The 12,118-nt window shown below is 69.9% G+C and carries 11 protein-coding genes; 8 read left to right on the plus strand and 3 right to left on the minus strand.

From position 1 onward, the window contains the following. Positions 1–41 precede the first annotated feature (41 nt). The 4 genes from PIGHUM_RS00930 to PIGHUM_RS00945 are packed head-to-tail and all read left to right on the plus strand — an operon-like array spanning position 42 to position 4,450. Positions 42–2,195, plus strand: coding sequence for a TonB-dependent receptor domain-containing protein (locus PIGHUM_RS00930; RefSeq protein WP_124077369.1), 2,154 nt, complete (start codon positions 42–44; stop codon positions 2,193–2,195). Next, positions 2,182–2,487, plus strand: a complete 306-nt coding sequence (locus tag PIGHUM_RS00935; RefSeq protein ID WP_124077370.1) for an iron transporter — start codon at positions 2,182–2,184, stop codon at positions 2,485–2,487. The genes PIGHUM_RS00930 and PIGHUM_RS00935 overlap by 14 nt, the downstream gene beginning before the upstream one ends. Beyond that, on the plus strand, positions 2,484–4,133 hold the full coding sequence (locus PIGHUM_RS00940; RefSeq protein ID WP_124077371.1) for a PepSY-associated TM helix domain-containing protein: 1,650 nt from the start codon (positions 2,484–2,486) through the stop codon (positions 4,131–4,133). The genes PIGHUM_RS00935 and PIGHUM_RS00940 overlap by 4 nt, the downstream gene beginning before the upstream one ends. Further along, the gene (locus PIGHUM_RS00945) at positions 4,130–4,450 is read left to right on the plus strand and encodes a DUF3325 family protein (protein WP_124077372.1); all 321 of its coding nucleotides are present in this window, start codon (positions 4,130–4,132) and stop codon (positions 4,448–4,450) included. Before PIGHUM_RS00940 ends, PIGHUM_RS00945 begins: the two co-directional genes overlap by 4 nt. A gap of 12 nt (positions 4,451–4,462) precedes the next feature. Here PIGHUM_RS00945 and PIGHUM_RS00950 read toward each other — a convergent pair whose 3' ends face one another. Continuing rightward, positions 4,463–5,260: an IclR family transcriptional regulator gene (locus tag PIGHUM_RS00950; protein WP_124077373.1), complete on the minus strand. Its 798-nt coding sequence runs from the start codon at positions 5,258–5,260 to the stop codon at positions 4,463–4,465. Positions 5,261–5,462: 202 nt separating this feature from the next. Here PIGHUM_RS00950 and PIGHUM_RS00955 point away from each other — a divergent pair, with 202 nt between their 5' ends. From PIGHUM_RS00955 to PIGHUM_RS00965, 3 genes are read left to right on the plus strand one after another with little or no spacing between them, the layout of a single operon-like run. Next, on the plus strand, positions 5,463–6,212 hold the full coding sequence (locus PIGHUM_RS00955; protein WP_124077374.1) for an SDR family NAD(P)-dependent oxidoreductase: 750 nt from the start codon (positions 5,463–5,465) through the stop codon (positions 6,210–6,212). Between the two features lie 32 nt (positions 6,213–6,244). Then, positions 6,245–6,805 (plus strand): VOC family protein, encoded by a 561-nt coding sequence (locus tag PIGHUM_RS00960; RefSeq protein ID WP_124077375.1) that lies wholly within the window; start codon positions 6,245–6,247, stop codon positions 6,803–6,805. Between the two features lie 52 nt (positions 6,806–6,857). Next, positions 6,858–7,823 (plus strand): tripartite tricarboxylate transporter substrate binding protein, encoded by a 966-nt coding sequence (locus PIGHUM_RS00965; protein ID WP_124077376.1) that lies wholly within the window; start codon positions 6,858–6,860, stop codon positions 7,821–7,823. A gap of 114 nt (positions 7,824–7,937) precedes the next feature. Here PIGHUM_RS00965 and PIGHUM_RS00970 read toward each other — a convergent pair whose 3' ends face one another. Together PIGHUM_RS00970 and PIGHUM_RS00975 are read right to left on the minus strand one after the other, a co-directional pair. Beyond that, complete coding sequence (locus PIGHUM_RS00970) at positions 7,938–8,564, minus strand: response regulator (RefSeq protein ID WP_124077377.1); 627 nt, start codon at positions 8,562–8,564, stop codon at positions 7,938–7,940. Then, complete coding sequence (locus tag PIGHUM_RS00975; RefSeq protein ID WP_160142089.1) at positions 8,561–10,807, minus strand: sensor histidine kinase; 2,247 nt, start codon at positions 10,805–10,807, stop codon at positions 8,561–8,563. Before PIGHUM_RS00975 ends, PIGHUM_RS00970 begins: the two co-directional genes overlap by 4 nt. A gap of 206 nt (positions 10,808–11,013) precedes the next feature. Between PIGHUM_RS00975 and PIGHUM_RS00980 the strand changes: the two genes are divergently transcribed. Continuing rightward, positions 11,014–12,111, plus strand: coding sequence for a hypothetical protein (locus PIGHUM_RS00980; RefSeq protein WP_124077379.1), 1,098 nt, complete (start codon positions 11,014–11,016; stop codon positions 12,109–12,111). Positions 12,112–12,118: the final 7 nt, after the last annotated feature.

The following is a 12,118-nucleotide window of genomic DNA, read 5'->3' on the forward strand; positions in this document are numbered from 1 at the left end:
CTGGCTTGCGCAGAAACCGGGCAGCTTGCCACAAACCTCCCATGACCCACGACTCCTTCCCGGCGGCACGCATGTCCCGCACCAGCTTATTCGCGTTTTCCACCCTCTGCGCCGCCCTGGCGGCCGGCTTTTCCGCAAACGCCGCGGCCCAGTCCGCCGGCGGCGGCTCGCAAACCCTGGACACCGTGGTGGTGACCGCCTCGGGCTTCGAGCAGGACATCAAGGAAGCGCCCGCCTCGATCAGCGTCATCACGCGCGAAGAACTCGAGCAGGGCGCATTCCGCGACCTGACCGACGCGCTGCGCTCGGTGGAGGGCGTCAGCGTGACCGGCGCGGCGGCGCAGGCCGGCGGCGGCGGGCAGGACATCAGCATCCGCGGCATGCCCGGCGCATATACCCTGATCCTGGTCGACGGCAAGCGCCAGAGCACCCGCGAGGCCCGCACCAACGGCAACGCCGGCTATGAACAGGGCTGGATCCCGCCGCTGGAGGCGATCGACCGCATCGAGGTCATCCGCGGCCCGATGTCCTCGCTGTACGGTTCGGATGCCATGGGCGGCGTGATCAACATCATCACGCGCAAGGTCGCCACCCGCTGGGGCGGCTCGGTCAAGGTCGACGGCACGCTCCAGGAGCGTTCGAGCGCCGGCAATTCCTACGGCACCAATTTCTACCTGAGCGGCCCGATCAAGGAAGACATGCTGGGAATTGCCATCTACGGCGGCTATTTCCACCGATCCGAAGACGCCATCGTCAACGGCTTCAACGGCGCCCGCAACTACAACCTCAACGGCCGCCTGGCGCTGACGCCGACCCGCGACCACGACATCGTGCTGGACTTCGGCCGCGGCCGCCAGGACAGCATTTATCACCGCGACCAGTCCGTCAACGCCACCACCGCCTCCACGCGCAGCATGAACGAGCGCGAGAACGTCTCGCTGACGCATACCGGCCGCTGGGGCCAGTGGGGCACGTCCACCATCAGCCTGGCCCACGAGCAGGCCTTCCGCCGCAACTTCAACCTCGAAACCGACGCGGTGCCGGCCGACCCCAACGTTCTGCGCAACACCGTGCTGGACGGCAAGTGGACGCTGCCGGTCAAGAACCACCTGGTCACCCTGGGCGGCCAATACCGCAAGGAAGCCTTCACCGCCAGCAACTACGTCGGCCGCGAATGCATCCGGACCAATCCGTCCGACCCGTACTATGGCTGCGTCGACGCCAACGGCGATCCGTTCCCCGGCATGCCCAACAACAATAGTTCTTGGCGCGCCGTCAGCGTGGCCGACGCCAAGCTCTCGACCGTCATGAAAGCGGTGTTCATCGAAGATGAATGGCGCGTCACCGACAAGCTCGCCCTGACCGGCGGCCTGCGCCTGGACGACCACGAAGTCTTCGGCCGCGAATGGACGCCCCGCGCCTACGCCGTCTACAACCTGACCGACAACTGGACGCTCAAGGGCGGCGTCTCCAAGGGCTACAAGGCCCCCTCCGCGCGCGACATCCTGCCCGGGTACGCGCTGTCCTCGGGCGGCGGCAACGGCGGCGGCTCCATCGTGATCCGCTCCAACCCCGACCTGCAGCCCGAAACCAGCATCAACCAGGAAATCGGCCTGCAATACGGCGACGGCGGCCGGTTGAGCGGCGGCGTGACGCTGTTCAACAACGATTTCAAGAACAAGATCACCGAAGTGACGCTGCCCGGCGTGCAAGACCCCAACTTCCCGGGCGCCACCATCCGTTCGCGGGTGAACGTGGGCAAGGCCGTCATCCGCGGCGTCGAAGGCAACCTGAAGTGGGCGCTTACCGACACGCTTTCGCTGCGCACTACGTATACCTACCTGCGTTCGAAGATCACCGACGATCCGGTCAACGGCCAGACCGGCCTGCAACTGGCGGGCACGCCCAAGCAGATCTTCAGCGGCACGCTGGAGTGGAAGCCGAACCAGGCCGTGACCGGCTGGACCCGCGTCTGGGCCTACGACAGGCAGATGAAGCTGAACCGCACCAGCGCGGTGCCGACGATGTCGCCGGGATACGTGCAGGTGGACCTGGGCGGCTCGTACCGGGTCAACAAGACCGTCACGCTGCACGCGGCGATCTACAACCTGGCCGACAAGCGCCTGGACTACGACGTCGCCAACCTGTACCTGGACGGCCGCCGCCTGTGGGTGGGGATGAATGTCAACTTCTAACCGCAACGCGGTAACCCCCGGCTACCGGGTGGACATCGCATTGCGCAGCACGGTCGCCATCGCCGGGGGATATTTCCTGGCGCTGGCGGCCGGGCGGCTGGCGGCGCTCGCGCTGCCGCTGACGCCGGTGGACGCCGTCCTGGCGGCCGCCATGCTGGCCTTTGCGGTCTACGCCTGGCTCGCCTTGTGGGCATTCCGCTGCCGCAGCGCCACCAAGCTTTGCATTGTCACGGCCGTGCTCTACGGCCTTTGCCTGGCGCTCGCCCGAGTCGCCGAAGGAATCCTCCAATGAGACCGGACGGCAAGCAGGAAGGACTGCGCCAGTCCATGGCCTGGGCCCATACGTGGTCGGGCCTGGTGCTGGGCTGGCTGCTCTACGCCGTGTTCCTGACCGGCACCCTGAGCTTCTTCCTCGACGAGATCAACCAATGGATGCGGCCCGAGCTGCATCGTTCCGTGGCCGGCCCCGGCACGGCCCAGACGGCCGTCGACGCCATGCAGCGGCTCGCGCCCGACGCCAGCACCTGGACAGTGACGCTGCCGGGCGCGCGCCAGGCCGAGGTCCAGGCCTCCTGGCGGCCGCCGGGCGCCGCACAGGGGCGCGCCGGCATCCAGCGCGCCTACCTCGATGCCGCGACCGGCGACACCATCGAAACGCGCGACACGCGTGCCGGCAACTTCCTGTACCGGTTCCACTTCGAGCTGTACGGGATGCCGCGCATCTGGGGCCGCTGGATCGTCGGCGCGGCGACCATGTTCATGTTCGCGGCCATCATCAGCGGCGTCATCACGCACCGCAAGATCTTCGCGGACTTCTTCACCTTCCGCCGCAACAAGGGACAGCGCAGCTGGCTGGACGCGCACAATGCCACGGCGGTGTTCGCGCTGCCCTTCCACCTGGTGATCACCTTCAGCGGATTGCTGCTGCTGATGGGCACGCTGATGCCATCGCCGCGGGAGGCGCTGTACGGCACCGAGAACGCAGGCCGTTTCATCGCCGAGCTGCGCGGCATGAACGCGAGCGCCGCGCCGGCAGGCGGCGGCGCGGGTGGCCGCGCCGGTCGGAACGGCGGCGCGCCGCAAGCGGTGCAGGCCGACGTCGCCGCCCTGCTGGCCCAGGCCCACGCACGCTGGGACGGTTCGCCGGTGGGCGCCATCGTCATGACCCGCCAGGGCAGCCAGCCCATTCTGGAGCTGCGCGAAGAGCACGGACAAAGCCTCGCCAACCGCGGCCAGCCGCGCCGGCTGCGCTTCGACGGCGTCAGCGGCGGCGAACTGGAATCCCCCGCCACGCCCGCGGTCAGCGCCGTGCGCGCCACCTACAACACCATGGCCAGCCTGCACCTGGGACGCTTCGCCGATCCGATCGTGCGCTGGGCGCTGTTCCTGTCTGGCGTGCTGGGCACGCTGATGGTCGCCACCGGCATGATGCTGTGGGTGTCCAAGCGCCTGCCCGAGCGGGCCAAGCTGGGCCGCACGCCGGCCGGACACCGCCTGGTCGAGGTCCTGAACGTAGCCGCCATCGCCGGCATGGCCGTGGCGACCGCCGCCTACTTCTTCCTCAACCGGCTGCTGCCCACCGGCCTGGCCGGCCGCGCCGACTGGGAGATCAACGGCTTTTTCATCGTCTGGGCCCTGACGCTGGCCCACGCGGCGGTGCGTCCCGACCGGTGCGCCTGGCGCGAGCAGCTGGGCGCCGCCACCGCGCTGTTCGCGGCGATCCCGCTGCTCAATGCCTGGACTGGCGGACAAGGGCTGGCGGCCAGCATCCCGGCCGGGCAGTGGGCGGTGGCCGGCTTCGACCTGGCCGCGCTCCTGACCGGCCTGCTGCTGGCGTGGGCGGCCGTGCGCATAGGCAAGCCCCGTGCCGGCAAACCCGCGCGCCAGCCTGCGCGCGCGCAGGCGCTTGCCCCCGCCGCCGGGGAGGCCGCATCGTGAAACTGTTCGCGCTTGCCGCCCTGCTCTACGCCGCCGTGAGCCTGCTCGCCATGGCGTCCGAACGCTACCGGCACGACATGGCCGGCGGCCGGCCCGCCTCGCCGTGGCTGCGCGCGGCCGGATGGGCACTGCTCGCGCTGGCCGCGCTGCCCGCCGTGTGGGGATGGGGGCCGTCCATCGGCGTGTCCCTGTGGCTGGGCGCGATCGGTCTCGCCGCCTTCTGCTGCACGCTGCTGATCAGCTTCCGGCCCCGCTGGGTGCCGTGGGCCGGACTGGCGGGTTTGCTGCTCGGACTGCCCGGCCTGGCGCTGGCCTGAACCAGGCCGGCCCTAGCCCGCCAGCCACCCGGCGCGCTTGCGCGCCCGCATGCGCTGCTCCACCTCGCCGCAGGCGGTGCGCAGCAATTCCGCAATGGCGCGGATGCGCGGCGCCGTCATTCGCTGCGACAAGGCTGCCGCGCTCAGTGCGCCGACGGGTTGGCCCATGCCGTCGCGGAAATGGTGGCCGACGGCGGTCACGCCCAGGTTGATCGTGCCGTCGATCACTGCCGCGCCGCGTTCGCGCGTCGCGGCGCACGCCTCGGCCAGGGCTTCGGCGCTCAGGTGGCCGAACGCCTCCAGGTTCGGTCCCACGCGCTCGATGATTTCGGCGCGCTCCTCGTCGCCCAGCGCCGCCAGGATCGCCAGCCCGCCGGCGCCGACCCCGAGCGGCCGCCGGCTGCCCACCTCCAGCACCAGCGTCCGGATCGGGAACGAACCTTCGTGCCGGTGCATGCACACCGCGTCGAAGCCGCTGCGTATGACCAGGTAGATCGTGTCTTCGGTCAGCCTGGCCAGCGTATCCATGGCCGGCCCGCACAGATCGCGGATGTCGTGCATCGTCGAACCCGCGACACCCAGCTCGAATGCCAGCGGGCCCAGGCGATAGCGCTTGAGTTCGGGGTGGCGCTCCACCAGGCGCTCTGCGCCCAGCTGTTTCAGGACGCGGTGCACGGAGGGGTGCGGCAGGTCGGCATGGGCGGCGATCTCCGTCAGCGGCAATCCGCGCGATCCGGCCGTGGCCAGCAGCTTGAGTATCAATACGCCCCGCTTGAGGGATCCGGCATCGGAAGAAGACGTAGCAGGCATGTCCGTTAAAAGAACAGTTATTCGGGAAATCCCAAGCGTGCCATAACCGGCGGTGCAGATAAACCGTCACGCAACGGAACACCCCCGGCGCGGCGAGTTCATGTCCGATTAACGGACAAGCCGGCGACGAAACCTCACGGACTCTTTAGAGTTCGGCCCAGGACATCGCTTCGACCTCTTTTCCCCGCGAACTCGCCAGTACATGAACTCGAAAGCATTGAATGGAAAAACCGCCGTCGTCACCGGCGGCAGCAGCGGCATCGGCGCCGCCTGCGCGCAAGCGCTCGCGGCCGAAGGCGCGCGCGTGGCCGTGGGCTACCACACCGGCCGCGAACGCGCCGAGGCGCTGCTGGCCGAACTGCCCGGCCAGGGCCACTTCGCGGTCCGGATCGCGCTCGACGAGATCCACGAGCACGGCCGGATCGCCGAGCAGGTCGGCCGCGAGCTCGGCCGCGTGGACATCCTGGTCAATTCGGCCGGCTACACGCGGCGCATTCCCCACGACGACCTCGACCGCATGGACGCGGCCGCCTTCGGCGAGATCCTGAACGCCAACGCCGTCGGCCCGTTCTCCATCATCCGCGCCTTCCTGCCGCTGCTGCGCCAGAGCGGCGACGGCCTGGTGGTGAACGTCTCCTCGGTGTCGGCCTTCACCGGCTCGGGCAGCAACGTCGCCTACTGCGCCGCCAAGGCCGCGCTGGACACGCTCACCATCTCGATGGCCCGGGCCTTCGGGCCCGAGGTGCGCTGCCTGAGCGTGTCGCCGGCCTCGGTGGACACGCAATTCGTCGCGGGGCGCAGCCGCGAGGAACTGCAGAAGAAAGCGGCGCAGACGCCGCTGGGCCGCGTCGTCACGCCGCAAGACGTGGCGATGGCGGTGCTGGCCTGCGCCACGCACCTGAAGACGGCCACCGGCACGCGCATCGTCATCGACGGCGGACACACGCTGTGACCCCGTCCCCGCAACCCTCGAGGAGCCCCGCCATGCTGTGCAAGAAACTCCACCATGCCGCCTTCCGCTGCAAGGATGCGGCCGAAACCGTCAAGTTCTACACCGAGGTGCTGGGCCTGAAGTTCACGCACGCCATGGGCGAGGACCACGTGCCGTCCACCGGCAAGTACAGCCCGCACGTGCACATCTTCTTCGAAATGGAAGACGGCAGCCACATCGCCTTCTTCGAATGCCCGCTGGACGAGGGCGAGCCCTCCGGACGCGATCCGAAAACGCCCGGCTGGGTCCAGCACTTCGCCTTCGAGGTCGACAGCATGGAAACGCTGCTGCGGGCCAGGCAGGAGCTGCAGGCGAAAGGGTTGAACGTGGTCGGCCCCACCAACCACGACGACTTCATCACGTCGATCTACTTCTTCGACCCGTCCGGCCATCGTCTCGAACTGACCGTGCGCACCTGCCTCGACCCGGTGCGGCTCCGGCATTTCGCCGACGAGGCGCCGCAGGTCCTGGCCCTCTGGAACCAGACCCACGACTGGTCGCAGCGGGAAAAACTATTCGGCGCGCAGTCCGGCTACGCGCGGCAGGACGCCTGAGACGGCCCCGCGCGGTTTCACCCCACCATCCAGAACACGATAGGAGACGACCATGCCTTCCACTTCCCTTATCCGCGCGGCCCTGGCCGCAGCCGCCTTGCTGGCGACCTCTGCCGCGGCCGCCCAGCCGGCCTATCCCGCCAAGCCGATCACCTTGGTGCACGGCTTCGGCGCCGGCGGCAACGCCGACGTCGTGGCGCGCCTGATGGCGCGCAAACTTCAGGAGGCCCTGGGCCAGCCCGTGGTGGTCGAGATCAAGACCGGCGCGGGCGGCGCGATCGCCACCGACTACGCGGCCAAGGCCGCGCCGGACGGCTACACCCTGGTCATGCTCACCGGCGCGCACACGGTCACGGGCGCGCTGCGCAAGAACCTGCCCTACGACTCGGTCAAGGACTTCGCCTTCATCTCGACGGTGTCGTCCTTCCCCTTCGTGGTGGCGGTGCGGGCCGAGCATCCGGCGCGCACGCTCAAGGAATTGCTGGACAGCGCCAAGAAGGGCCAAGTCACCTTCTCGTCGGTGGGCGTGGGATCGACGCAGCACATGGTGGGCGAACTGCTCGGCGCCTCCGCCGGCGTGCCCTTGCAGCATATTCCGTATCGCGGCGGCGGCGCGCCCATCCAGGCCGTGCTGGCGGGCGACGTCGACGTGCTGTCGGACACGCTGACGGTGGCCACGCCGCACATCGAATCGGGCAAGCTGCGCGCGCTGGCGGTGACCAGCGCGGCCGAATGGCCCTCGATGCCCGGCGTGCCGCCGGTCTCGGCCACCCTGCCCGGTTTCGAGGTGCGCTCGTGGCTGGGGCTGGCGGCGCCGGCCGGCACGCCCGAACCCATCGTGCAGCGCTTGAATGCCGAGACGCGCAAGGCCCTGGCCAGCGCCGACGTGCAGCAGGCGCTGGGCCGGGTGGGCAGCCTGGCCACGCCCAGCTCGCCGGCCGAGATGCAGGACCGGGTCCGGACCGAGATCGAACGCTGGAACGGCGTCATCAAGGCCCGCCAGATCTCGGTGGACTGAAACTCAGTTTTCCATGGCGCTGCGCGCCACCTACAATCCAGGGGCGCCGCGGATCCGGCTCCGCCGGTCCGCCAGCGCCGCCCCCTGGGGGCGCGCGTAAGCGCGCAGGTGGGGCTAGATCAGCCCGAGCGATTTCGCCCGCAGCGCCGCCTCGGCGCGCGAGGCGATGTTGAGCTTTTCGTAGATGTGCTTGACGTGGTCGCCCACGGTATAGCGCGAAATGCCGAGCTCCACGCCGATCTCGTTGAGCCGCAGGCCGCGCGCCAGCAGCACCAGCACCTCGTTCTCGCGCGCCGACAGCGGGCTGATCATGGTGGCCGGCTGCTGGCGGAAATGCCCCAGCAGCCGGCGCGCGATCGCCGGCGAGAGCGGCGGCTGACCCTGGGCGATGCCGGTCAGCAGCGCGGCGAGCTGGTCCGGCGGGTGCTCTTTGAGCACGTAGCCCTGGGCGCCCGCCTGGAGCGCCGCGAACAGCTTGCTGTCCTCCCCGGTGATGCTCGACACCACCGCGGTGCAGCGCGGGTGGCGCAGCGTCAGCGTGCCGATCAGCTCGGTGCCGTCGCCGTCCGGCAGCCCGAGGTCCACCAGCGCCAGGTCGGGCACCCGCTCGGCCAGCGCCGCCGCGGCCTGCGCCAGGTCGCACGCCACCCGGACACAGGCCTCGGGAAAGGCCATCGCCACGGCCTCGATCAACAGCGACGCCGCCTCGGGCAGGTCTTCGACGATCAGCACGTCCTTCATGCACCGCCCTCCAGTGCCGGCACGCCGACCGGCGCGCCCGCAAGCGGCAGCGACAGGTGCAGCCTGCAGCCGCTGCCCGTCCGCTCCAGCACCACGCTGCCGCGATACTCGGCCAGGCGCCGCTTCATTCCCGTCAGCCCCAGGCCTACCCCGGCCGTGCCGTCCGGCACCACGGCGGCCTGTCCGGGATCGCCGGCCAGGCGGTCGTCGAGCATGACGATGTCCAGCCCCTGCTCGCCGGCCAGGACCTGCACCGACACCCGTTCCGGCCGGCCGTGTTTGAGCGCATTGGACAAGCCCTCGCGCAAGGCGCGCTCCAGCGTCGCCTTCATGCGCGCCGGAATGGCCGGCTGCGTGTCCGTCCAGCCACGGGCGGACAGCGTGCCCTGCCATTCGAAAGCGACCCCGGCCGCCTCGCAGCGCGCCGCCATCTCCGCACGCCAGTCGGCCAGGGCGTCGGCCAGCGGCAGGCTGCGGCCCTCCAGCGCGGACAGCGTGGTGCGCAGGTCGCCCATGGCGGCCCGCGCCACGTCGGCGGCCACCCCGTCCCCGGCGCGCGAGGCATGGTGGATCAGCATGAGCAGCCGCGCGCCGATGTCGTCGTGCATGTCCTGGGCGATGCGGTGGCGCTCCTCGCGTACGCCGCGCTCGTAGGAATCGCGCCCCTCGCTGGATTTGTGCATCAGGCTGGCGAGCGAATCGGCCAGCTCGGCGTCGCGCGGCGCGAACAGCCTGCGCCCCCGGTCGGCCAGCCGCAGCGTGCGGCCCGCCATGCCGCCGCAGGCGGGCACCCACAGCGCCTGTCCCGACTCCATCAGGCAGGCCGCGGCATCCCCGGGGGCGGCGCCGTCCGCGCGGCGGGTTTCCACCGGATCGAACAAGCTCGCCAGCAGCGCGTCCCAACGTTGTTCCTGCTCCCCCCGCGACGCCGAGAACGCAATGCGGATCAACTCCGGCAAGGTGCTTTCCACCCGCGCTTCGCGCGAACCGGTCAGGCGCCGCCACAGCCACTGCCGGAACGGGAAGTACAGCCAGCCGCACACCAACAGGCTCACGCCCAGCGAAAACGCCGGGTTCCAGCGCATCCAGACGATCAGCGCCACGTCCATCAGCACCACCGCCAGCGCGCCGGCCATCCACAGCAGGATCCGGTAGGCCCAGCGGTCGAGATCGAACAGCCGGTAGCGGCGCAGGCCGAACGCCAGGCCGATGTAGATGATCAGGAAATAGCCGAAGGCGTAGCCCTGGGCGATCGGCGGGAAGAAGCCCAGGACCTTGGAGCCGATCGTGGAGAACACGAACAGCCCGCTGCCCACCAGCATGGACAGCGCCAGCCAGCGCAGCGCGGCGCGGTCGAGCGGCCGGCCCCGGCTGGCGCGCCACTGCACGCCGGCCAGCACCATGGCCCCGACCATCTCGGACAGGATGCCCAGGCGGCTCCAGTTCTGGTCGGGCACCCATTGCAGCGCGTCGGCCGCCCACAGCGCGCCGTAGAACAGCGGCAGCAGCGCCAGCGTCCAGGCCGGCACCAGCCGGCGCGGATAGCTCAGGAACACCGCCAGCAAGGCGCACCCGAACAGGAAGGCGCCGCCGTGGTTCATTGCCGACAGGACGCGGAACAGGCCGCCGTCGAGCGCCAGCTCGCGGCTGCTGTAGACCGCGGCGGGCAGCGCGAATGCCGGGAAGGCGATGCCCGTGAGCGCGAACATCGCCGCGCCCAGGTCGCCCGGCCGCAGCGCCCAGACCCAGCACGCGATCAGGCAGCCGGTGCAGCTGACCACGAGCTGGAACCAGAAGGTCAGCGGCAGCGATGGCAGCGGCCGCGCCTGCGGCGTCCAGGTCGCCTCGCGGACGCTGCCGTCCGCGTCCAGCCAGCTCGCCTGCACCGGCCCGTCGAGCAGACTGCGCAACGCGGACTGGCGCGCGAAGAAGCGATTCATGTCGGCGAACTCGTCGAAGAAATCCGGCTCCTCGATCAGGTCCTGCGCTTCGATCTCCACGCGTCCCTGGCCGTCCGGCCGCGCCAGCGCCAGCCGCGCGGCATCCGGTCCGAGCTGTTGCGCCGGAGCATCGGAGCGGCCGGCAGCCATGATCGCGCCGCCCGGCTCGGCCACGGTGAACGCCACGCCCAGCCAAGGCGTCTGCAGCGCGCCCCAGATGGCCGCGCCGGCGGCGCCCAGGCATAGTGCCAGCGCTGCCAGCAGGAGACGGGCGGGAACAGCCAGGAAACGGGTGGCGAACATGGAGGGCCTGGGGAGCGGAATCGCGGCAGCGTATCGCACGATGATGAACAAAGCCGATGCGCAGTACAAGCCATTGCTGCGTCCGCGGCAACCCCGCATTCGCGGGATTGTGCGGGCCGCAGGCCGCGGGAAGAATTGGCCCACCCGGCGCTCCCCCGGACCAGGAGGGCGCGAGGCTACCTTCCACCCAGCACCCGAGGACCTCCATGATCACGATTCCCTTCGACCTGCCGCGCCTGGCCCGCTACGCCGCGGCAGCTTGTATCGCACTGGCCGTCAGCGCCTGCGGCGGCGGCGACGGTTCGAGCACCCCCGCCGCCGGCAGCGGCGGTTCCGGCGGCTCTGCCGAGACCGTCACCCTCTCCGGCACCGCGGCCACGGGCGCGCCGGTCAAGGGCGGCACCGTCGTGGCCATCAACGCCAACGGCAACACCGTGGAAGCCAAGACCAAGGACAATGGCGACTACGAACTGACGATAGGCTCCGCTCCCCCCTACCTGCTCAAGATCACCACGACCGCCAGCGGTACGCTGTACTCGTTCGCCTCGGCCGGCGGCCGGGCCAACCTGACGCCGCTGACCACGCTGGCGCTGCACGACGCCAACGGGAAAAAGCCGCTGGCCGCGCTGTTCGAAGGCTGGAAGAGCACGCGCCTGGCCGCCGACGCGGTCACCGCTGCCGCCAAGCGGGTCAACGCCAACTTCCAGGCAAGCTATACCGCCCAAGGCGTCGACTACAAGACCTTCGATTTCTTCGGCAGCGCCTTCTCCGCCAACGGCAAGGGCTTCGACGCGGTGCTCGACGGCATCTCGGTTTCACTGAGCTGCTCGACCAATTCCTGCTCGGAAACCATCAAGGTCGGCGATACGGTCTACACCTATAACTTCACGATCGACACCACGGGCATCTCGTTCACGTCCGGCGGCGGCAGCTCCGGCGGCGCGACCTCGACGATCCCGGCCGGATCGACCTGGGACCTGACCCTGTCTGGCACGGCCAGCGGCCAGTCGATCAACCAGACGATCCAGAACATCGAACTCGCCGCGGTGCCGACCTCGGTCGACGGCGCGCAGAGCGCGGTCGCGCAGTTCGGCGGCCAGGGCGGCACGGTGACCACTCCCGACATGACCATCAAGTACAACCTCGGCAGCAGCAGCTACCAAGGCTGCGGCAGCTGCGGCGTGGGCAGCACCATCGTCATGAAGGTCAAGGGCAGCATCACGGTGTCCGGCACGGTCAACGGCTTCCCGGTCAACCAGAGCAGCGACTTCGACTACACCTATACCTATAAACGCGTGAAGTAGGCCCACG

Source organism: Pigmentiphaga humi (assembly GCF_900606115.1).
GTDB lineage: Bacteria > Pseudomonadota > Gammaproteobacteria > Burkholderiales > Burkholderiaceae_B > Pigmentiphaga > Pigmentiphaga humi.

Bases quoted from the DNA above. Each gene is read 5' to 3' on its own strand.
- PIGHUM_RS00930 (WP_124077369.1), top strand. From the start codon at position 42: ATGACCCACGACTCCTTCCCGGCGGCACGCATGTCCCGCACCAGCTTA.
- PIGHUM_RS00935 (WP_124077370.1), top strand. From the start codon at position 2,182: ATGTCAACTTCTAACCGCAACGCGGTAACCCCCGGCTACCGGGTGGAC.
- PIGHUM_RS00940 (WP_124077371.1), top strand. From the start codon at position 2,484: ATGAGACCGGACGGCAAGCAGGAAGGACTGCGCCAGTCCATGGCCTGG.
- PIGHUM_RS00950 (WP_124077373.1), bottom strand. From the start codon at position 5,260: ATGCCTGCTACGTCTTCTTCCGATGCCGGATCCCTCAAGCGGGGCGTA.
- PIGHUM_RS00955 (WP_124077374.1), top strand. From the start codon at position 5,463: ATGAACTCGAAAGCATTGAATGGAAAAACCGCCGTCGTCACCGGCGGC.
- PIGHUM_RS00960 (WP_124077375.1), top strand. From the start codon at position 6,245: ATGCTGTGCAAGAAACTCCACCATGCCGCCTTCCGCTGCAAGGATGCG.
- PIGHUM_RS00965 (WP_124077376.1), top strand. From the start codon at position 6,858: ATGCCTTCCACTTCCCTTATCCGCGCGGCCCTGGCCGCAGCCGCCTTG.
- PIGHUM_RS00970 (WP_124077377.1), bottom strand. From the start codon at position 8,564: ATGAAGGACGTGCTGATCGTCGAAGACCTGCCCGAGGCGGCGTCGCTG.
- PIGHUM_RS00975 (WP_160142089.1), bottom strand. From the start codon at position 10,807: ATGTTCGCCACCCGTTTCCTGGCTGTTCCCGCCCGTCTCCTGCTGGCA.
- PIGHUM_RS00980 (WP_124077379.1), top strand. From the start codon at position 11,014: ATGATCACGATTCCCTTCGACCTGCCGCGCCTGGCCCGCTACGCCGCG.